We start from the raw sequence: 18,893 nt of genomic DNA on the forward strand, positions 1-18,893 counted from the left end.
GGACAGCAGGGTGGGCGCGGCCTGCGCGGGGGCGGTGGCGCCGGTCGGGGTGAGTGCCGCGACCAGGGCGACGGTGAGCCCGACCAGCAGGTGCCGGACGGCCCGGCGGGGACGCGGGCGTACGGATGTTGCATGAGATGTCATGACATCGCCTGTCGATAGGGGGTTACGGGGGTGCCGCGCGGATGGGATCGGCTCGCCCCGTGGCGCCGTGGGTGGTGCCGCCGATGCGGCGTCGCGGGTCGGAGAGCGCTCTCGTAGGAGTGTTGCGGCGAGATTGCGACGGCGTCAAGACATCGATCTATAACTCTGTTATTTATCCCGAGGATCAGGTTTTGTGTAATTTGCTGGGCGCTGGCACGGTCGCTTCCGCTCAGCGGCGGACGCCACCCTCGGTGAGGAAGCGGGCGATCGGGAGCGTCGCCGCGCCCAGCGCCACCGCGTCCACCCCGAGTCGACACAGCTCGATCGACGCCTGCTCGTACGGCTGGCGCAGCGCCTGCCGGCCGGCGGCCTCCCGGACGGCCGGCAGCAGGTCACCGAGGGCCATCGCCGCCCAGCCGCCGAGCACCACCCGCTCCGGGTTGAACAGGTTGATCAGGTTGGCCACCCCGGCGCCGAGGTAACCGGCGGTCTCGTCCAGCACCCGTCGGGCGGTGGTCGAGGTATCGGCGGCGGCGACCAGCGCGGCGAGCTGGGACTCCTCGTCCTCGCCCGGCACCGCTCGACCCCGGCGCGCCTCGCGGTAGCGGTCGATGATCGCCTCCGCGCCGACGTACGCCTCCAGGCAGCCGCGCGCGCCGCACCGGCAGGCCCGGCCGCCGTACACCAGTGTGGTGTGCCCCCACTCCCCCGCGCTGCTGGACGCGCCCCGGTAGGTGGCGCCGTTGGTCACCACCGACGCACCCACCCCGGAACCGACCAGCGCGAAGACGGCGTGCCGGGCGCCGCGACCGGCGCCGAACCACATCTCGGCCTGGCCCAGCGTCTTCGCGCCGTTGTCGATGTGCAGCGGCAGGTCGGTGCCGGCGGCGATCAGACGCTCCAGCGGCACCCGGTCCCAGCCGAGGGCCTGGGCGTGCACGACGGCCTCGACGCCCTGCTCGACCACGCCGGAGACGCCGATGCCGACGCCGAGCACGTCGCCGGGGGCCACCCCGGCCTGGCCCGTCACCGCGTCGATGCCGGCCAGCACGTGCCCGGCCACCAGGTCGGGCTCGGTGCGGGCCGGGTCGAGCGGGTACTCGACGCTGGCCAGCAGGGTCATCGCGAAGTCGAACAGCTCCATCCGGACCCGGGTCTCGCCGACGTCCACGCCGACCACGAAGGCGAAGCGGGGCTCGATCCGCAGCAACATGCTGGGCCGGCCGCCGTCGGACTCGGCGGCACCGGCTTCGGCGACCAACCCTTCGTCGATCATGTCGGCCACGACGTTGCTGACCGCGGGCTGGCTCAGCCCGGTGCTGCGCACCAGGTCCTGCCGGGTGAGCGGGCCATCGAGGAAGAGCTTGGTCAGCAGGGCGGACCGGTTGCGCAGCCGCACGCTGCGGTTGGTGGCACGCGCCAGCTCCACTCGTCACCTCGTTCCTGTCGGCCGTTCGAGGCGACTGTAACCGCCTCGTGCTTGACGACCCACCGGCCAACAACTTTAATGACGACATAAATTAAGCCGTGATGTAACTCCCGGGAAACGCCGACGGACCCCGACGGCGCACCCCCGAAACCCTGCCCGCAGCCGGCCCCCGTCGCCCGACCCCTATCGGCGACGAAGGCCAGCGGACCCCCACCACGCACCGGAAGGGCTGACCCGTGTCGAGACGACACCTCGGGATATTCACCGCCGCCGTACTGGCCGCCGCCTCGCTGACCGCCTGCGGTGGCTCCGGCGACGACTCCGCCGCGTCACCCAAGACGCTCACCTACTGGGCCAGCAACCAGGGCGCCAGCCTGGAGGCCGACAAGACGACCCTCCAGCCCGAGCTGGACAAGTTCGAGAAGCAGACCGGCATCAAGGTCACCCTCGAGGTGGTCCCGTGGTCGGATCTGCTCAACCGGCTACTCGCGGCCGCCGCCTCCGGCCAGGGCCCGGACGTGGTCAACATCGGCAACACCTGGTCAGCGTCGCTGCAGGCCACCGGCGCGCTGGTCGAGTTCGACGACGCCACCCTGCAGGCCGTCGGCGGCAAGGACCGGATCGTGCCCGCCGCGCTCGCCGCCGCCGGCGCCCCCGGAAAACCGCCGGCCGCCGTGCCGCTCTACAGCATGGCGTACAGCCTGTACTACAACAAGAAGTCGTTCGCCGACGCCGGCATCACCGCCGCGCCGACCACCTGGGAACAGCTCGCCGAGTACGGCAAGAAGCTGAGCACCGGCGGCAAGTGGGGCCTGGCGATCGAGGGCGCCAACCCGTCCGAGAACGCCCACCACGCCTTCACCTTCAGCCAGCAGTACGGCGGCGAGTGGTTCGACTCGGCCGGCAAGCCGACCTTCGACACCCCGCAGAACGTCTCGGCGATCAAGCGGTACATCGACTTCATGGCCGCCGACAAGATCACCAACCCGAGCAACGCCGAGTACGCCCAGAACCAGTCGGTCTCCGACTTCGCCAACGGCAAGGCCGCCATGCTGCTGTGGCAGTCCGCCGGGTCGAACCTGAAGACGCAGAACATGCCCGCCGACGCGTACGGGGTGGCCCCGGTGCCGTTCCTGGCCAGCCCACCGGCCGGCGGCAAGAAGGTCAACAGCATGGTCGCCGGGATCAACATGGCGGTCTTCAAGCACACCAAGAACCGCGACGGCGCGCTGAACTTCGTGAAGTTCATGACCAGCGACGAGGAGCAGACGATCCTCAACCGCACGTACGGCTCGCTGCCGGCGGTGAAGACCGCGGCCTCCGACCCGGCGTTCAGCGCCCCCGAGCAGAAGAGCATCCAGGAGACCCTGGTCACCACCGCGGCCCCGCTGCCGCAGGTGCCCGAGGAGAGCACGTTCGAGACCCTGGTCGGCACCGCGATGAAGGAGTTGTTCGCCGACGCGGCCAGCGGCAAGCCGGTCACCGAGGAGTCGGTGAAGGCCAAGCTGACCGACGCGCAGCAGAAGATGCGCTGACCCAGGCGTCACCGGTGGCCGTGGTCGGGTGTTGAGCCCGGCCACGGCCACCGCCTCCGAGAGGACCCCGATGGCAACCAGCACCACCGCGCCGGACGCCGACCAGCGCGAACCCCGGGCCGGGTCGCCGGCCCGGGGGCCGGCCCGCCGGCCCCGCGGCCCCCGCCGCTCGCTCCTGCCGTACCTGCTGCTCGCCCCGGCCGTCGTGCTGGAACTCGCCATCCACGTGATCCCGATGGTGGTCGGGGTCTGGATGAGCCTGCTGGAGCTGACCCAGTTCCACATCCGCAACTGGTCCACCGCGCCCTTCATCGGGCTGGAGAACTACCGGGCGACGCTCGACCTGAACAGCGCAGCGGGCAAGGAACTGCTGCACTCGTTCTGGGTCACCCTGGCCTACAGCCTGCTCTCGGTCGGGTTCGCCTGGCTGCTCGGCATCTCGGCGGCGGTCGTCCTGCAACGGCCGTTTCGGGGTCGGGCGATCCTGCGGGCGCTGTTCCTCACCCCGTACGCGTTGCCGGTCTACGCCGCCGTCATCACCTGGAGCTTCCTGCTGCAACGCGACACCGGCCTGGTCAACCACGTGCTCGTCGACCAGCTGGGGCTGATGAACGACCGGCCGTTCTGGTTGATCGGCGACAACAGCTTCTGGTCGCTGCTGGTGGTGTCGGTCTGGCGCAACTGGCCGTTCGCGTTCCTGTGTCTGATGGCCGGGTTGCAGAACGTGCCCGGCGAGCTGTACGAGGCCGCCGCGATCGACGGCGCGGGTTTCTGGCGCCGGCTGCGCTCGGTCACCCTGCCGATGCTGCGGCCGGTCAACCTGGTGCTGCTGCTGGTGCTGTTCCTGTGGACGTTCAACGACTTCAACACCCCGTTCGTGCTGTTCGGCGGCTCCGCTCCGGAGCAGGCCGACCTCATCTCCATCCACATCTACCGCAGCTCCTTCAAGACCTGGGACTTCGGCTCCGGGTCGGCGATGTCGGTGGCGCTGCTGCTGTTCCTGCTGGTCGTCTCGGCCGCGTACCTGCTGATCACCAACCGTCGGAGGGACGACCATGCGTGAGACCGCCGGTGAGCGCTGGGGCCGGCGCATCGTGCTGACCCTGCTCGCCCTCTTCGTCGTCATCCCGCTCTACGTGATGGTCACCTCGGCGGCCAAGCCGTTGCAGGACGTGCAGAACGGCTTCACCTGGTGGCCCAGTCGGCCCACCCTGCAACCGTTCATCGACATGTGGAGCACCGTGCCGCTGGCCCGGTACCTGGTGAACAGCCTGGTGGTGTCGAGCATCGCGGCGATCTGCTCGGTGGCGGTGGCCATCTTCGCCGCGTTCGCGGTGAGCCGGTACCGGTTCCGCGGCCGGGGTGTCTTCTCGGTGACGGTGCTGTCCACGCAGATGTTCCCCGGCATCCTGTTCCTGCTGCCGCTGTTCCTCATCTACGTCAACCTGGGCAACGCCACCGGCATCGAGCTGTACGCCAGCCGGACCGGCCTGATCATCACGTACCTGACGTTCTCGCTGCCGTTCTCGATCTGGATGCTGGTCGGCTACTTCGACTCGATCCCCCGGGGTCTGGACGAGGCGGCGCAGGTCGACGGCGCAGGTCCGCTGCGCACCCTGTTCCAGGTCATCCTGCCGGCCGCGGTGCCCGGCGTCGTCGCGGTCACCGTGTACGCGTTCATGACCGCGTGGGGTGAGGTGCTCTTCGCCTCGGTGATGACCGACGAGGGCAGCCGCACCCTGGCCGTCGGCCTCCAGGGCTACTCCACCCAGTTCAACGTCTACTGGAACCAGATCATGGCCGCCTCGCTGGTGGTCAGCGTCCCGGTCGTCGTCGGCTTCCTGGCCCTACAGCGGTACTTCGTCGCCGGCCTCACCGCCGGCGCGGTCAAGTGAGTCATCCAACCCCAGAGGAGAACCGACCCGTGCCCGACCTGTCCAAGCTGCCACCCGACTTCCTCTGGGGTGTCGCCACGGCGGCGTACCAGATCGAGGGGGCCGTCGACGTCGACGGCCGGGCGCCGTCCATCTGGGACACCTTCTCGGCGACCCCCGGCAAGGTCGACAACGGCGACACCGGAGCGGTGGCGTGCGACCACTACCACCGGTGGCCGGAGGACCTGGCGCTGCTGCGCCGCCTCGGCGTGGACGCGTACCGTTTCTCGGTGGCCTGGCCCCGGGTCATGCCCGACGGCGTCGGGCGGGTCAACGCCGCTGGGCTGGACTTCTACGATCGGCTCGTCGACACGTTGCTCGCCGACGGGATCCGGCCGTTCGTCACGCTCTACCACTGGGATCTGCCGCAGGTGATGCAGGACCGGGGCGGTTGGCCGGAGCGCGCCACCGCCGAGGCGTTCGCCGACTACGCGGCGGTGGTCGCCGGCCGCCTCGGTGACCGGGTCGCCGACTGGTGCACTGTCAACGAGCCGCTCTGCGTGTCCTGGATCGGGCACCTGGAGGGGAACATGGCCCCCGGCGAGCGGGACCTGACCCGCGCCGTGCACACCTCGCACCACGTGCTGCTCGGGCACGGCCTGGCCACCCAGGCGATCCGCGCCAACGCCGCCCGGCCGGCCTCGGTGGGTCTGGTGCTCAACCTCAGCCCGATCGAGGCGGCGACCGACCGGCCCGAGGACGTCGCGGCGGCCCGCCGGGCCGACGGGCACGTCAACCGGTGGTGGCTGGACCCGATCCACGGGCGCGGCTACCCCGCCGACATGATCGCCACCTACGGGGTGGAGCCACCGGTACGCGGCGACGACCTGGCGACGATCGCCACCCCGACGGACTTCCTCGGGGTGAACTACTACTTCCGTCAACTGGTGGTCGACGACCCGAGCGGCGCGGCCCCGTACGCCCGGCAGGTGCCGGTGCCCGGTTCGGTGGAGACCGCGATGGGCTGGGAGGTGTACCCGGCGGGCCTGGAGCGGCTGCTCGTTGACGTGCACGAGGAGTACCGGCCGGGCCGGATCATCGTCACCGAGAGCGGCTCGGCGTGGCCGGACGACGTCACCGCGGAGGGCACCGTGGAGGACAAGGAGCGCACCGACCACCTGGAGCAGCACCTGGCCGCGTGCGCGGCGGCGGCAGCCCGGGGGGTTCCCCTGGACGGCTACTTCGTCTGGTCGCTGCTGGACAACTTCGAGTGGGCGTACGGCTACGACAAGCGCTTCGGGCTGGTGCACGTCGACTACGCCACCCAGCGTCGGACGGTGAAGGCGAGCGGTCTGCGTTACGCCGAGCTGATCCGCGCCCACCATCGGCTTGGCCGCACGACCGGCAGCGCGACGCCGGTGGCGTGAACGGGGGCGTGCGGCCGGCCGCCCGGGGTGGACATCCCGGGCGGCCGTTGCCGCCCCGATCGGACGAAACCGCCACCGGTCCCGTTGCCCAGTGGCTAGCCTGCGGCAGTGTCCGCAGCACCTGACGAGGTCGAGCAGCCCGGCGCCCGGGGGCGGGTGTCCGCCACCGACCGGATGACGGCCTTCAGCGACGGTGTCTTCGCCATCGTCATCACGCTGCTGGTCATCGAGCTGCGGGTACCCGAGTACCACGAGGGCGACCTGCTCACCGGTCTGCTCGGCGAGGGCGCCTCCTACCTGGCCTTCGTGGTGTCCTTCGTCTACGTCGGGGTGCTCTGGCTCAACCATCACGCGCTGCTGCGGCTGATCCGTGGCACCACACTCACGCTGAGCTGGATCAACCTCGCCGTGCTCTTCGGCGCGGTGATCATTCCCTTCCCCACCGCGGTGCTGGCGTCGGCGTTCACTCATGGCGACACCGACGACCAGCGCGCGGCCGTCGCCCTGTACGCGCTGGCCGCGGCCTTGATGTCGGCCCCCTGGCTGGTGTTCTTCAGTTACCTGCACCGGCACCCGGCGCTGCTCGACCGTCGGGTCCGCCCCGGGTACGTGCGAGCGCAGCGGCTGCGGCCGATCACCGGCCTGATCCTGTACGGGCTCAGTGGTCTGCTCGGCTGGTTCGTCAGTCCGGTGCTGGGCCTGATCGGCGTCATCGTCATGATCGCCTATCACGCTGTCACCAGCGAGGGGTTGCCCCGCTGGCTCACCCGTCGCTGACCGGACGAAGTCGGAGCAGGTCGGCCGGGGTGTCCACGTCGACCGGGGAGCCGACGTCGTCACAGGCCACCTCGACCACCAGGTCCGGTCGGTCGCGCAGCAGGTCGCGGGCGCCCCGGTCGCCGACGGCGTAAGCGCTCAGCAGCGGCCAGGTCTCCCGAGCCAACATGATGGGGTGCCCGCGGCGGCCGGCGTAGGTGGCGACCGCGACGACAGCGCCGTCGGCGTACGCCGCGCGCACCCGGCGCACCGAGACCGGGCTGAGCAGCGGTTGGTCGACCAGGACCACGACGACGGCCGGCACGTCGGCCGGCAGCGAAGCCAGGCCCCGCAGCAGCGATGAGCCCAGCCCGTCGGGCCAGCGGTCGTGGCGGACCGGCACCGCGCCGGGCAGGTCGGGCACTTCGTCGGCGCCCGCGCCGAGCACCACGTGCACGGGTGCGCAGCCACCGTCGGCGAGCAGGCGGGCCGCGCGCCGCACCAGTGTCTCGCCGTCCAGCTCGACCAGCGCCTTCGGCCGGCCGTAGCGCCGCCCGGCGCCGGCGGCCAGCAGCAGTCCGGCGGTCACCGTGGTCACCTCCCGTACGAAGGGCTTTGCGTTATTCGCCCCGGGATATACCGACAAAGCTAGTCTGGGCCGGTGCAGGGCGGACCGGAGAACACGACGACGATCGACGAACGGCACTCGTCCCGGGTGACGGTCGAGATCAACGGCGCGTCCCGCGAGCTGACCCTGGACAACCGCACCACCCTGCTCGACGCGCTACGCGAACACCTCGACCTGACCGGGGCGAAGAAGGGCTGCGACCACGGCCAGTGCGGCTCGTGCACCGTGCTGCTGGACGGCCGCCGGGTGAAGAGTTGCCTGGTCTTCGCGGTGACAGTGGACGGCCGGTCGGTGGTGAGCGTCGAAGGGCTGGCCGGGCCCGACGAGCTGTCCCCGTTGCAGGCGGCGTTCATCGCGCACGACGCGTTCCAGTGCGGCTACTGCACCCCCGGGCAGCTCTGCTCCGCCCGCGGCATGCTCGACGAGGTCTCCCGTGGTTGGCCCAGCGCCGTCACCGGCGACCTGAACTCGCCCGCCGACCTGACCGACGCGGAGATCCGCGAGCGGATGGCCGGCAACCTGTGCCGCTGCGCCGCGTACCCGCACATCGTCGCGGCCGTGCGCGAGACGGCGGGTGCCAGTGGGACGGCGGCGACGCGGTGAGGGCCTTTCGTTACCACCGGCCCGCCGACGTGGCCGAGGCGGTCGCCGTGCTGGCCGCCGAGCCGCAGGCCGCCTACCTGGGCGGCGGCACCAACCTGGTGGACCTCATGAAGCTCGGGGTGCAGCGCCCCGACGTGCTGGTGGACGTGACCCGGCTCCCACTCGACACCGTGGAGGAGCTGCCCGACGGCGGGCTGCGGATCGGCGCGACCGTCCGCAACAGCGACCTGGCGGCCCACCCGGTGGTGCGCCGCGACTACCCGGTGCTGGCCCGCGCCCTGCTCGCCGCCGCCTCCGGACAACTACGCAACATGGCCACCACCGGCGGCAACCTGTTGCAGCGCACCCGCTGCGTCTACTTCCAGGACACCGGCAAGGCGTGCAACAAGCGGGAGCCGGGTAGCGGTTGCGCAGCCCTGCACGGCCAGAACCGCGACCTGGCGGTGCTGGACTGGTCCGAGCAGTGCGTGGCCACCCACCCGTCCGACCTGGCCGTCGCGCTGGCCGCCCTGGACACCGTGGTGGAGGTGCACGAGCCCGACGGGCCCCGCGACATCCCGATCGCCGACCTCTACCGCTCCCCCGGCACCCACCCGGAACGGGAGACCACCCTGGCCCGGGGCACGCTGATCACCGCCGTCCGGCTCCCGCCACTGCCGGCCGCGCGCCGCTCGACGTACCTCAAGGTCCGCGACCGGGCCTCGTTCGCCTTCGCCGCGGGGTCGGTGGCCGCGGTGCTGGACCTCGACGGGGACGTGGTTCGCGACGTGCGCCTGGCGTACGGGGCGGTGGCGCACCGGCCGTGGCGGGCGTACCGGGCCGAGGAGGAGCTACGCGGCCGTCCGTTCAGCCCGGACCTGGCGGCACGGGCCGCCGACGCGGAACTGGCGCAGGCGCGCCCGCTGCGGCACAACGGGTTCAAGCTGCCGCTGACCCGGGCCATCACCGTGCGGGCGCTCACCGAGCTGGCGTCGTCGTGAGCACCGACGCGGTCGGCCGCGCGTACCCCCGGTTGGAGGGACGCGAGAAGGTCACCGGCACGGCCCGGTACGCGGTGGAGTACCCCGTGGACGGGGTGACCTACGGCTGGGCGGTGCCGTCGGCGGTGGTGCGGGGTCGGATCACCCGGGTCGACACGACGCGGGCGCTGGCGTCGCCCGGCGTGCTGGCCGTGCTGCACCACGGCAACGCGCCGCGGATCGCGCCCAGCCAGCAGACGGAGCTGTGGCTGTTGCAGGAGCCGGCGGTGCACTACCGGGGGCAGTACGTCGCCGTCGTGGTGGCCACCAGCCTGGAGGCGGCCCGCGAGGGCGCCCGGCTGGTCCGGATCGACTACGACACCGGCCCGCACAGCACGGTGCTCACCGATGACCACCCGGGCCTGTACAAGCCGGACCACGTCAACCCCAGTTATCCGACGGACACCGCCGAGGGTGACTTCGACGCCGGCTACGCGGCCGCCCCGGTACGGGTGGACGCCACGTACCGCACTCCGGCGTACCACAACAACCCCATGGAGCCGCACGCCACGACGGCGCAGTGGCGCGACGGACGGCTGCTGGTGCACGACTCCAATCAGGGCGCGTCGTCGGTACGGGCCACGTTGGCCGAGCTGTTCGAGCTGCCTCCGGAGTCGGTCCGGGTCGTCGCGCAGCACGTCGGCGGCGGCTTCGGCAGCAAGGGGTACGCCAAGGCCGCAGTGGTGCTGGCCGCCCTCGCCGCCCGACACGTGGACCGCCCGGTGAGGCTGGCGCTGACCCGCCAACAACTGTTCGGGCCGGTCGGTTACCGCACCCCCACCATCCAGCGGGTCCGCCTCGCCGCCGACACCGACGGCCGGCTCACCGCCATCTGCCACGACGCGATCAGCCAGACCTCGACCATCCACGAGTTCGCCGAGCAGACCGCCGTCTACACCCGCAGCATGTACGCCGCGCCGCACCGCCGCACCACGCACCGGCTGGTCCGCCTCGACGTGCCCACGCCGTTCTGGATGCGCGCTCCGGGCGAGTGCCCCGGCGCGTACGCCCTGGAGTCGGCGATGGACGAGCTGGCCGTCGCCGTCGGCATCGACCCGGTGGAGTTGCGGATCCGCAACGACACCGATGTCGACCCCGACCAGGGGCGACCGTTCACCAGCCGCAACCTGGTGGCCTGTCTGCGCGAGGGCGCACAACGGTTCGGCTGGACCGGCCGTGATCCGTCACCCCGGTCGCGGCGCGACGGGCGTTGGCTGATCGGCACGGGGGTGGCCGGGTCGAGCTACCCGGCCCGCGCCCGGCCATCCTCGGCGACGGCCACCGCCCGGCCCGACGGGAGCTTCCTGGTGCGGGTCAACGCCACCGACATCGGCACCGGCGCGCGGACGGCGATCTGGCAGGTGGCTGCCGACGCGCTCGGGGTGCCGCCGGAGCGGGTGGAGATCCGCATCGGCGACAGCGCCCTGCCGACCGCCCCGGTGGCCGGGGGCTCGATGGGGACCTCCAGTTGGAGCTGGGCGGTGATACGGGCCGCTCAGGCGCTGCGCGAGAAGCTGCGCGACGGCGTGCCGCCGACCGGCGAGGTGACCGCCGAGGCGGACACCACCGAGGAGGTGGGCAGCCAGCCGGCGCTGCCCCGGTACGCGTACGGGGCACAGTTCGTCGAGGTGCGGGTCGACGCGGACACCGGCGAGGTGCGGTTGAACCGGATGCTCGGCGTGTTCGCGGCGGGGCGGGTGGTGAACCCGACGACGGCCCGCAGCCAGCTCATCGGCGGCATGACGATGGGGCTGTCGATGGCGCTGCACGAGGAGGGTCTGCTCGACGAGCGGTACGGCGACTGGGTCAACCACGACCTGGCCACCTACCACATCACCGGTTGCGCGGACGTGGAGTCGATCGAGGCGTACTGGCTGGACGAGCGGGACGACGAGCTGAACCCGGCCGCGGTGAAGGGCATCGGCGAGATCGGCATCGTCGGTGCCGCGGCGGCGGTGGCCAACGCGGTGCACCACGCGACCGGCGTACGGATCCGGGAGCTGCCGATCCGGCTGGACAAGCTCATCGGAGTATCGGAACTGGCTTAAATAAGCCGTCAGTGATACAACTGTCGACGTGCACGCCTTCGACGTGCTGGGCGATCCGGTCCGGCGCCGCATCCTGGAGCTGCTCGCCGACGGCGAGCAGACGGCCGGTGCGGTCAGCGCGGTCATCCGCGAGGAGTTCGGCATCTCCCAGCCCGCCGTGTCCCAGCACCTCAGGGTGTTACGCGACAACGGCTTCGCCACCGTGCGGCCGGAGGGCACCCGGCGGCTCTACGCGGTCGACCCACGCCCCCTGCGCGAGGTCGACGGCTGGCTGGAGCACTTCCGCCGGTTCTGGGCCCCACCCCTGGCGGCACTCGCCACCGAGCTGGCCCGAGGCCGACGCGACCGTCGACTACACGGGCCCGCCGACCCATCCGACGAGAGGAACACCTGATGTTCGACGCCACCGAGCAGATCAACGCCGTCCAGCGGAAGGTCGGCAGCCGCACCCTGGAAGCCGGCGAGGCGCGGGTCACCACGATCAGTCAGACCTACCAGGCGACGGTCGAGGACCTGTGGGACGCCTGCACCAGCGCGGAGCGCATCCCGCGCTGGTTCCTGCCGATCTCCGGCGATCTGCGGCTGGGCGGCACGTACCAACTTGAGGGCAACGCCCACGGCACCATCGAAAGCTGCGAGCCGCCGCACCGCTTCACCGCCACCTGGGAGATGGGCGGCGAGGTGAGCTGGATCGAGGTGAGCGTCACCGCTGTCGACGGCGAGCGGGCCCGCCTCGACCTGGACCACATCGCGCACGTCGACCAGGACCGGTGGGCCCAGTTCGGGCCGGGCGCGGTCGGTGTCGGCTGGGACCTCGGGCTGCTCGGCCTCGCCTCGCACCTGGCCGCCGACGGCGGCGGGATCACCCCGGAGCAGGGCGCCGAATGGACCGCCTCCGCCGAGGGACGGCGGGCCATGGAGCTGAGCAGCCACCTGTGGTGCGAGGCGAGCATCGCCGCCGGCACCGACGCCGACGAGGCGAAGGCCGCCGCCGAACGCACCACCGCCTTCTACACGGGCACCCCGGCGGCCTGACCGCGGAGCGGGGCGGCGGCCTGACCGCGGAGCGGGGTGGCGGCGCGGCAGCCTGGACGGCGGTCGGAGTAACGTGCTGCGCCATGACCGGCACGCCGTACTCGCACTGCTCCTACTGCGGCGCCGCCTACCCGCCGGCCGTCGGATGGCCACGAATCTGCGCGGTCTGCGGCGAGACCGTCTGGCGCAACCCACTGCCGGTGGCGGTCGCGGTGCTGCCGGTCCGCACGGCCGAGGGCCTGGGTGTGGTGGTGGTCCGCCGGGACATCGAGCCGGCCCGCGGCCTGCTCGCGCTGCCCGGCGGCTTCATCGAGTACGGCGAGGAGTGGTCCGACGCGCTCGTGCGTGAGCTGCGGGAGGAGACCGGCCTGATCGCGGCGGCCGAGGACGCCCGCCTGTTCGCGGTGCACGGCGCGCCGGCGGGCGGAACGATGATGGTCTTCGGGGTGCTGCCCGAACGGGCGGCGGAGGAGCTGCCGCCCTCGACACCGACCGAGGAGGCGACCGAGTGGCTGGTGCTCACCGACCCGGTCGAGTTGGCCTTCTCCACCCACACCCGGGTCCTGGCTGAGTTCCTGACACCCACTTCCTGACGGCACCGACGGCACCGGCCGCGGCGGGTGACCTGACGACCTCTGACCATGGCCTTGCCGTCATCAGGCAGCAGGGGACAAGGGTTTGGTCGATCTGCAGGACCATGCGGGTGCCGCCGCGCCGCTAGGCTACGGCCTCGACGTCGTATGGCTGGTAAGGGGAGACGGACATGTCGCAGGACCAAGCTGAGCAGCCGGTGGGAGGTTCGGCCGCCAAACTGGACACGACAGTGCCGCACTCGGCACGGGTGTGGAACTACTGGCTCGGCGGTAAGGACAACTTCGTCCCGGATCGCGAGGTCGGCCAACAGGTACGGGCGGTCTTCCCGGAAATCGTCGAGGCCGCACGGTATTCGCGCGCGTTTCTCGGACGAGCGGTCACCTATCTCGCCGCAGAGGCGGGGATCCGCCAATTCCTGGACATCGGTACCGGCCTACCCACAGCCGATAACACCCACGAGGTCGCCCAACGGATCACGCCGCAGGCGCGCGTCGTCTACGTCGACAACGACCCGATGGTTCTCGCGCACGCCCGGGTGTTGCTGACCAGCAGCCAGGAGGGTGCCACACAGTATGTCGACGCCGATCTGCGCGACCTGGAGAAGATCGTCCAGGGTGCCCGCGAGACACTGGACTTCGATGAGCCGATCGCGCTGATGATGCTGGGCGTCATGGGTCACGTCGAGAAGCCGGCCGAGGCGCGGGCCATCGTCAACGCTCTGGTCTCGTCCCTACCATCGGGGAGCTTTCTGGCGATGTCCGACGGTACGGCTACCAGCGAGCGGGTCATCGAGTCGCATCGGCAGTACAACGAGAGCGGCGCTCTGCCGTACCACCTGCGTGAGGTCGCGGACTTCACGGCGTTCTTCGACGGCCTCGACCTCGTCGAGCCGGGTGTCGTGCCGCTGGGGCACTGGCGGACCGACAGCACGCCCCCGACCGCGGTCGATGGCTACTGCGGGGTCGCCCGCGTGCTCTGACGCCCTGGCCTAGACTTCGCCGGTGCGTGAGGTGTCGGGGGACTTCGAAATCCACATCACGGTCCGGGATCACGAGGCGGACGCGCTGTCTGCCTTCGCGGCCCGGCACGAGCTGAAGTTCGTGCACATCATGCTCGACCGGGGCACCTTCGCCTCCCAGCCGATGCTCACCCTGACCGGGCGCGGCACGCTGGTCGAGCAGCGGGCCGTGGCGCAGCGCTGGCAACGCGAGCTGCGGGCCACCGGTATGTACGTGAACCGCACGAAGATCGAAGCGGCACCGTGGTGCGTCGGTGTGCCGCAGTCCGACGAACAGGCGGCGACGGAGCCGGAAGGCCGGTACTTCGAGCATCACGTCAAACTGCTGCTGACCGGCCCGGTGGTGGCGCAGGTGTTGGCGCTCACCGATCTGGTCGAGCCGCACGGGGCGCGACTGTCCCGCAACGCCCGCCGGGAACACGCTGGTGGGGTGCAGGAACGGTTCGTCAACCAACGCTGCCACGGCGTCGGGCTCGCCACCGCCAAACAGCGCCTGGACGACCTCGTCGCGACCCTGGCCGCCGCCGGCCACGAGGCCGTCGCCGTCGAGCAGGAGTACGTCGTGTTCGACAACAACCTGGCACATGACCACCGCTGGCTGGACGTGCCCGAGAGCCGCGTGACCGAGTGGGAGGTGGAGCGCGAGAACATTATGAGGTCCGCACCGGAGGGCTCGCCGGACTTCCCGCCGACCTACCGCCCACTGCCCGCCGACGTGCCCGTCCGCCAGCGGGCGGCGTTCGATCCGGCACTCAGGCAGTATCCGAACGCGTACCGGGCTGGTGAGCCCGACTTCCTCGTGGCCGCCACCGGTCAGCGGTGGACCACCGCCCGGCGCGCCGCGATGCAACAGGTCCTGGCGGTCATCGCGGCGATCCCCGAGAGCCGCCATCTGGTGCTGCGCGGCAGTGTCCTCATGCCGACCCAGGTCGGTGACGGCGCCCGCGAACCGGGCGATCTCGACTTCGTCGTCGTCCCGCACACCATCACCAGCGACAGTGCCGACGCCCGTGCGCTACTCGACGCCGTCAAGGCCGCCGTCCGGGCCGCCCCGGATGCGGGCCTGCGACCGGACCGGATCAGCGAGGCCGCCATCTGGACGTACGAGCGAGCCGACGGCCGGCGCCTCGTCGTCCCGTTCAGCGCGCCCGGGACTCCGGACGGCCACGTACAGATCGACATCGTCTTCGGCGAACAGCTCCCTCTCCCACCGGAGACGGTCATGCTGCCGGGTGTCGCGGCGCCGATGCTGGCCGCACCCGCCCCGCTGGCGCTGGCGTGGAAGCTGCTGTGGCTGGCCACCGACTCGTATCCGCAGGGCAAGGATCTCTACGACGCGGTCCTCCTCGCCGAAACCACCACCGTCGACCTGGACCTGGTCCGCCGGCTCATGCGACCGGATCTCGCCTTCGAAGCCGACCGCTTCGTCGCCGAGACCGTGCTGACCTGGAGCGTCGACTGGGCCAACTTCACCGACGAGTACCCGGGTATCGGCGGCACCGTCGAGCAGTGGACACATCGGCTGGCGACGGTCCTCGACCGCGCCTGGACCTAGGGTCTGTCCGCAGCCTCCTCGGCTGGTCTCTGCGCGATCTGGTCAGCGGGTGTCGGCGGGGCGGCGTTCGGCGGGGCCGGTCAGGTAGCCGCTGGCCTGGAGTTCGAACAGCTCCCGGTAGAGGCCGCCGGCCGCCATCAGCTCGTCATGACTGCCCTGCTGGACGAGTCGGCCCCGCTCCAGCACGAAGATCCGGTCGGCGTGCCGGACGTTGGCCAGCCGGTGGGTGATCAGGACGACCGCCCGGTCGGGGCTGCGGCGTAGGTGCTGGAACAGGGCGTGTTCGGCGCGGGCGTCCAGGGCCGCCGACGGTTCGTCGCAGATCAGCAGCGCGGCGTCCCGGTACAGGCCCCGGGCGGCGACCAACCGTTGCCACTGCCCGCCCGACAGTTCGTGGCCGTCCTTGAACTCCCGGTCGAGCAGCGTGTCGTAGCTGTTCGGCAGGCCGACGATCATGTCGTGTGCGGCAGCCGCGCCGGCCGCCTCCTGAATGCTCGGACCGGAACGCTCCGGTGGGCGGTCGTGCCGCCCCACCCGGATGTTCTGCCCGGCGGTGAACGGGAACTTCCAGTACTCCTGGGTCATCACGGCCACCTGGCCACCGAGGGCGCGTGGGTCCAGCTCGACGGCGTCGACGCCGTCCCAGCGGATCACCCCACCGGTCGGCCGGTAGAGCCCGGCGATCAGCTTGGCCAGGGTGGTCTTGCCAGAGCCGTTCTCACCAACCAACGCGATCACCTCCCCCCGGCGGACGGTCAAACTCACCCGGTCCACGGCTGGCTTGCCGGTGTCCGGATAACTCAGGCTCACCTCGTCCAACTCGATGACCTGGACGGCGTCGGCCACTCGGTCGCCACCGATCGGCACCCGGGCATGGGCACGGGCCAGGAAGTCCCGATAGTCCTGGTAGTAGAGGGCGTCCTCGTAGAGCGAGTTCGTGGCGACGACCGCGACGCCCAGGCTGTTTCGCGCCGACTGAAGGGCGAGCAGAGCCGTGGCCGCGGCGGCGAGGGCCACCATCCCGGTCAGCAGGAGGCCGCCGAGCACCGCGTACACGCCGAAGGTGGCCAGGCCCGCGACGGTCGCGCCGGCGACCCGCGTGCCGGTCTGCGCGCGGACCAACCGCAGCTGGGCCCGGGTCTCGACGGCCATCACGCCGCGATACTCGCTAAGGAGGAAATCGCGCATCTGGTACGCGCGCACCTCCGCGGCGGTGTGCCGATTGGCCATCAGGTGGGCCAGCATCCACATCCGACGTTGTCGGGTGATCCGGGCCAGCATCGCCAGGTACTCACGGCGGGCCATCCGCACCGCGGTGATCGCCTGGGGCACCGCGGCGAGCAGCAGGCAGGGCAGCAGCAGCGGTTGGATGACGGTCACCGCGACGGCGGTGGCGAGCATGCCGACCACGCCGGTGACCAGATTGACCGTGTGGTCGACGATGTACGCGGCCTCCGCCATTCCGCGGTCGCGAGCCCGGTCCATCTCCTCGGCGAAGCCAGACCGACCGCCTCGCGAACCAGTCGGGGTAGCCGGCGGGCCACCGCCCAGAAGCCGGTGTGGGCGAACTCGTGCGCGTGATGCAACCAGTCCGGATCCTCCAACTCGGGCAGCATCGGGCCGGCTGGCGGGTCGCCCGGCTGGTCGTCCTCGGCGGCGGTGCGCTGGCGGGCCATCGACTCCACGGACCCTCCTCGGGGCGGGGATCACCAACACTGCCCGAGACTACTGGCAGCGATCACCCACTGCCTCTAGGTAGTAGGCGCGTCGACCGGCGCGTCCGGTGGGCCCTCCGCGATCGGCAGCAGGACCCGGAAGGTGGTTCGCCCCGGCTCGGTCTCCACCCGGATGTCACCGTGGTGCTTGTGCACCACGATCCGGTACGAGATGTCCAGCCCCAGACCGGTGCCCGCGCCGACCGGCTTCGTCGTGAAGAACGGTTCGAAGATGCGCGGACGCACCTCCGGCGGGATGCCCGGCCCGGTGTCGGTGATCTCCACCGCCAGCAGGTCGCCGAACCGTCCGGTGCGGACGGTCAGCACACCCTTCTCCCCCATCGCGCCCAACGCGTTGTCGATCAGGTTGGTCCACACCTGGTTCAGCTCGGCCGCGTACGCCGGGACCGGTGGGAGGGACCGGTCGTACTCGCGGACCAGCTTGACCTCGGCGGGGATCTTGCCCTTGAACATCACCAGCGTGGCGTCGAGCAGGTCGTGCACGTCCACCACCCGGTGCGGGGCGCGGTCCAACTGCGAATACTGCTTGGCGGCCCCCACCAGCCCGGAGATCCGGGTGACCGCGTCGCCGATCTCGCGCATCAACAGCTCGGTGTCGACCGTGTAGGTGAGCCAACGCACCGCCGCCTCAAGGTCCGCGGCCCCGACCGCGGCCTTCACCCGCACCAACCAGGCCACGTCGAGCCCACCGCCGACCAGGATCGGCGCCAGATCCCAGGCCCCATCGACCCCGTGCTCCTCCAGCCAGTCGGTGAGGGTGTCCTCGGCGTCGGCGGTCGCCATCGGGGTCAACTTCGGCGCGGTGGCCACCCGGGCGACCGCCTCCTCCTGCAACGCGACGAGGCCGTGCAGGGCGGTGCCGTCCAGCCGCCCGTCGGCGATCATGGCGAGCTTGTGCCGCATCCCGGCGACCCGGTCGCGCAACACCGAGGTGGCGCGCACCGCCGCCGCGGCCGGGTTGTTCAACTCGTGGGTCAACCCCGCCGACAATGAACCGAGCGCCAGCAGCCGCTCCCGTTCGCCGACGATTGTCTGCGAGTCCCGCATGCCGAAGAACAGCCCCTCCAACAGGTGCATCGGCATCGGGAACCAGGACCGCAGGGCGTCCGCGAAATCCTCCGCCGGCAACACGAAGAAGTCCGCATCGGTCACCGCCCGCAGACTGTTGCGGTAGATCTGGTCGACCTGATCACCCAGGTACGCCTGGACGGCCCCGCCATACACCCCACGCTGTTCGGTCCGGCTGACCTCGACATCGTCGCCGCGCACCTGACGACTCAACGCCACCGCGCCGCGCAGCAGCACAAAGAAACAGGTCGCGGGCTCACCCTCGCCGTACACGAGGGTGCCGCCGGCGCGCTGCTCGACCCGTCCGCGCTCGGCCAGCCAGTCGAGCTGCCCGTCGTCGAGCGACTCGAACAGGAACAGGGTGCGCATCTGCGCCGGGGTCAGCCGGTCAGAATCGGTGCTCACAGGGCCTCCTTGGCTCGCG

Annotated in this window: 17 protein-coding genes; 13 read left to right on the plus strand and 4 right to left on the minus strand. The window is 71.2% G+C overall.

All coding sequences use genetic code 11. The annotated features are described in order from the left end of the window. Positions 1 to 373 precede the first annotated feature (373 nt). Positions 374 to 1,573, minus strand: coding sequence for an ROK family transcriptional regulator (locus DLJ59_RS16135; RefSeq protein WP_124773463.1), 1,200 nt, complete (start codon positions 1,571 to 1,573; stop codon positions 374 to 376). A 236-nt stretch (positions 1,574 to 1,809) separates the two neighbouring features. Between DLJ59_RS16135 and DLJ59_RS16140 the strand changes: the two genes are divergently transcribed. From DLJ59_RS16140 to DLJ59_RS16160, 5 genes are all read left to right on the plus strand, one after another. Continuing rightward, positions 1,810 to 3,108, plus strand: coding sequence for an ABC transporter substrate-binding protein (locus DLJ59_RS16140; protein WP_124773464.1), 1,299 nt, complete (start codon positions 1,810 to 1,812; stop codon positions 3,106 to 3,108). A gap of 70 nt (positions 3,109 to 3,178) precedes the next feature. Next, complete coding sequence (locus DLJ59_RS16145; RefSeq protein WP_124773465.1) at positions 3,179 to 4,171, plus strand: carbohydrate ABC transporter permease; 993 nt, start codon at positions 3,179 to 3,181, stop codon at positions 4,169 to 4,171. After that, positions 4,164 to 5,003 (plus strand): carbohydrate ABC transporter permease, encoded by an 840-nt coding sequence (locus DLJ59_RS16150; RefSeq protein ID WP_124773466.1) that lies wholly within the window; start codon positions 4,164 to 4,166, stop codon positions 5,001 to 5,003. Before DLJ59_RS16145 ends, DLJ59_RS16150 begins: the two co-directional genes overlap by 8 nt. A gap of 29 nt (positions 5,004 to 5,032) precedes the next feature. Next, the gene (locus DLJ59_RS16155) at positions 5,033 to 6,409 is read left to right on the plus strand and encodes a GH1 family beta-glucosidase (protein WP_124773467.1); all 1,377 of its coding nucleotides are present in this window, start codon (positions 5,033 to 5,035) and stop codon (positions 6,407 to 6,409) included. A 108-nt stretch (positions 6,410 to 6,517) separates the two neighbouring features. Then, the gene (locus tag DLJ59_RS16160; protein WP_124773468.1) at positions 6,518 to 7,186 is read left to right on the plus strand and encodes a TMEM175 family protein; all 669 of its coding nucleotides are present in this window, start codon (positions 6,518 to 6,520) and stop codon (positions 7,184 to 7,186) included. Here DLJ59_RS16160 and DLJ59_RS16165 read toward each other — a convergent pair. Continuing rightward, a complete protein-coding gene (locus DLJ59_RS16165; RefSeq protein ID WP_244236059.1) occupies positions 7,173 to 7,754 on the minus strand; it encodes a nucleotidyltransferase family protein in 582 nt (193 codons plus the stop codon). The genes DLJ59_RS16160 and DLJ59_RS16165 overlap by 14 nt on opposite strands. Before the next feature lie 126 nt (positions 7,755 to 7,880). Between DLJ59_RS16165 and DLJ59_RS16170 the strand changes: the two genes are divergently transcribed. The 8 genes from DLJ59_RS16170 to DLJ59_RS16205 all read left to right on the plus strand — a co-directional run bounded on the left by DLJ59_RS16170 (position 7,881) and on the right by DLJ59_RS16205 (position 15,665). Then, positions 7,881 to 8,396 (plus strand): 2Fe-2S iron-sulfur cluster-binding protein, encoded by a 516-nt coding sequence (locus DLJ59_RS16170; protein ID WP_208648721.1) that lies wholly within the window; start codon positions 7,881 to 7,883, stop codon positions 8,394 to 8,396. Beyond that, positions 8,393 to 9,376, plus strand: coding sequence for an FAD binding domain-containing protein (locus DLJ59_RS16175; RefSeq protein WP_124773471.1), 984 nt, complete (start codon positions 8,393 to 8,395; stop codon positions 9,374 to 9,376). Before DLJ59_RS16170 ends, DLJ59_RS16175 begins: the two co-directional genes overlap by 4 nt. Continuing rightward, entirely contained in the window at positions 9,373 to 11,463 is a 2,091-nt protein-coding gene (locus tag DLJ59_RS16180) for a xanthine dehydrogenase family protein molybdopterin-binding subunit (protein WP_124773472.1), read from the plus strand. The genes DLJ59_RS16175 and DLJ59_RS16180 overlap by 4 nt, the downstream gene beginning before the upstream one ends. 28 nt (positions 11,464 to 11,491) lie before the next feature. Further along, on the plus strand, positions 11,492 to 11,857 hold the full coding sequence (locus DLJ59_RS16185; RefSeq protein WP_124773473.1) for an ArsR/SmtB family transcription factor: 366 nt from the start codon (positions 11,492 to 11,494) through the stop codon (positions 11,855 to 11,857). After that, positions 11,857 to 12,498, plus strand: a complete 642-nt coding sequence (locus DLJ59_RS16190; protein ID WP_124773474.1) for an SRPBCC family protein — start codon at positions 11,857 to 11,859, stop codon at positions 12,496 to 12,498. The genes DLJ59_RS16185 and DLJ59_RS16190 overlap by 1 nt, the downstream gene beginning before the upstream one ends. An 83-nt stretch (positions 12,499 to 12,581) precedes the next feature. Then, on the plus strand, positions 12,582 to 13,091 hold the full coding sequence (locus tag DLJ59_RS16195; RefSeq protein WP_124773475.1) for an NUDIX domain-containing protein: 510 nt from the start codon (positions 12,582 to 12,584) through the stop codon (positions 13,089 to 13,091). A 170-nt stretch (positions 13,092 to 13,261) separates the two neighbouring features. Next, entirely contained in the window at positions 13,262 to 14,071 is an 810-nt protein-coding gene (locus DLJ59_RS16200) for an SAM-dependent methyltransferase (RefSeq protein ID WP_124773476.1), read from the plus strand. A 22-nt stretch (positions 14,072 to 14,093) separates the two neighbouring features. Next, positions 14,094 to 15,665: a nucleotidyl transferase AbiEii/AbiGii toxin family protein gene (locus DLJ59_RS16205; RefSeq protein WP_124773477.1), complete on the plus strand. Its 1,572-nt coding sequence runs from the start codon at positions 14,094 to 14,096 to the stop codon at positions 15,663 to 15,665. A gap of 42 nt (positions 15,666 to 15,707) precedes the next feature. Here DLJ59_RS16205 and DLJ59_RS16210 read toward each other — a convergent pair whose 3' ends face one another. Further along, positions 15,708 to 17,150: an ABC transporter ATP-binding protein gene (locus DLJ59_RS16210; protein ID WP_244236060.1), complete on the minus strand. Its 1,443-nt coding sequence runs from the start codon at positions 17,148 to 17,150 to the stop codon at positions 15,708 to 15,710. Between the two features lie 266 nt (positions 17,151 to 17,416). After that, on the minus strand, positions 17,417 to 18,874 hold the full coding sequence (locus DLJ59_RS16215) for an ATP-binding protein (RefSeq protein WP_208648716.1): 1,458 nt from the start codon (positions 18,872 to 18,874) through the stop codon (positions 17,417 to 17,419). Between the last annotated feature and the right edge of the window lie 19 nt (positions 18,875 to 18,893).

It is taken from the genome of Micromonospora inaquosa (assembly GCF_003857055.1).
In the GTDB taxonomy this organism is placed as follows: Bacteria; Actinomycetota; Actinomycetes; order Mycobacteriales; family Micromonosporaceae; genus Micromonospora; species Micromonospora inaquosa.

Coding starts and splice junctions, on each gene's coding strand:
- DLJ59_RS16190 (WP_124773474.1), top strand. CDS start 11,857: ATGTTCGACGCCACCGAGCAGATCAACGCCGTCCAGCGGAAGGTCGGC.
- DLJ59_RS16210 (WP_244236060.1), bottom strand. CDS start 17,150: ATGGACCGGGCTCGCGACCGCGGAATGGCGGAGGCCGCGTACATCGTC.
- DLJ59_RS16150 (WP_124773466.1), top strand. CDS start 4,164: ATGCGTGAGACCGCCGGTGAGCGCTGGGGCCGGCGCATCGTGCTGACC.
- DLJ59_RS16200 (WP_124773476.1), top strand. CDS start 13,262: ATGTCGCAGGACCAAGCTGAGCAGCCGGTGGGAGGTTCGGCCGCCAAA.
- DLJ59_RS16195 (WP_124773475.1), top strand. CDS start 12,582: ATGACCGGCACGCCGTACTCGCACTGCTCCTACTGCGGCGCCGCCTAC.
- DLJ59_RS16145 (WP_124773465.1), top strand. CDS start 3,179: ATGGCAACCAGCACCACCGCGCCGGACGCCGACCAGCGCGAACCCCGG.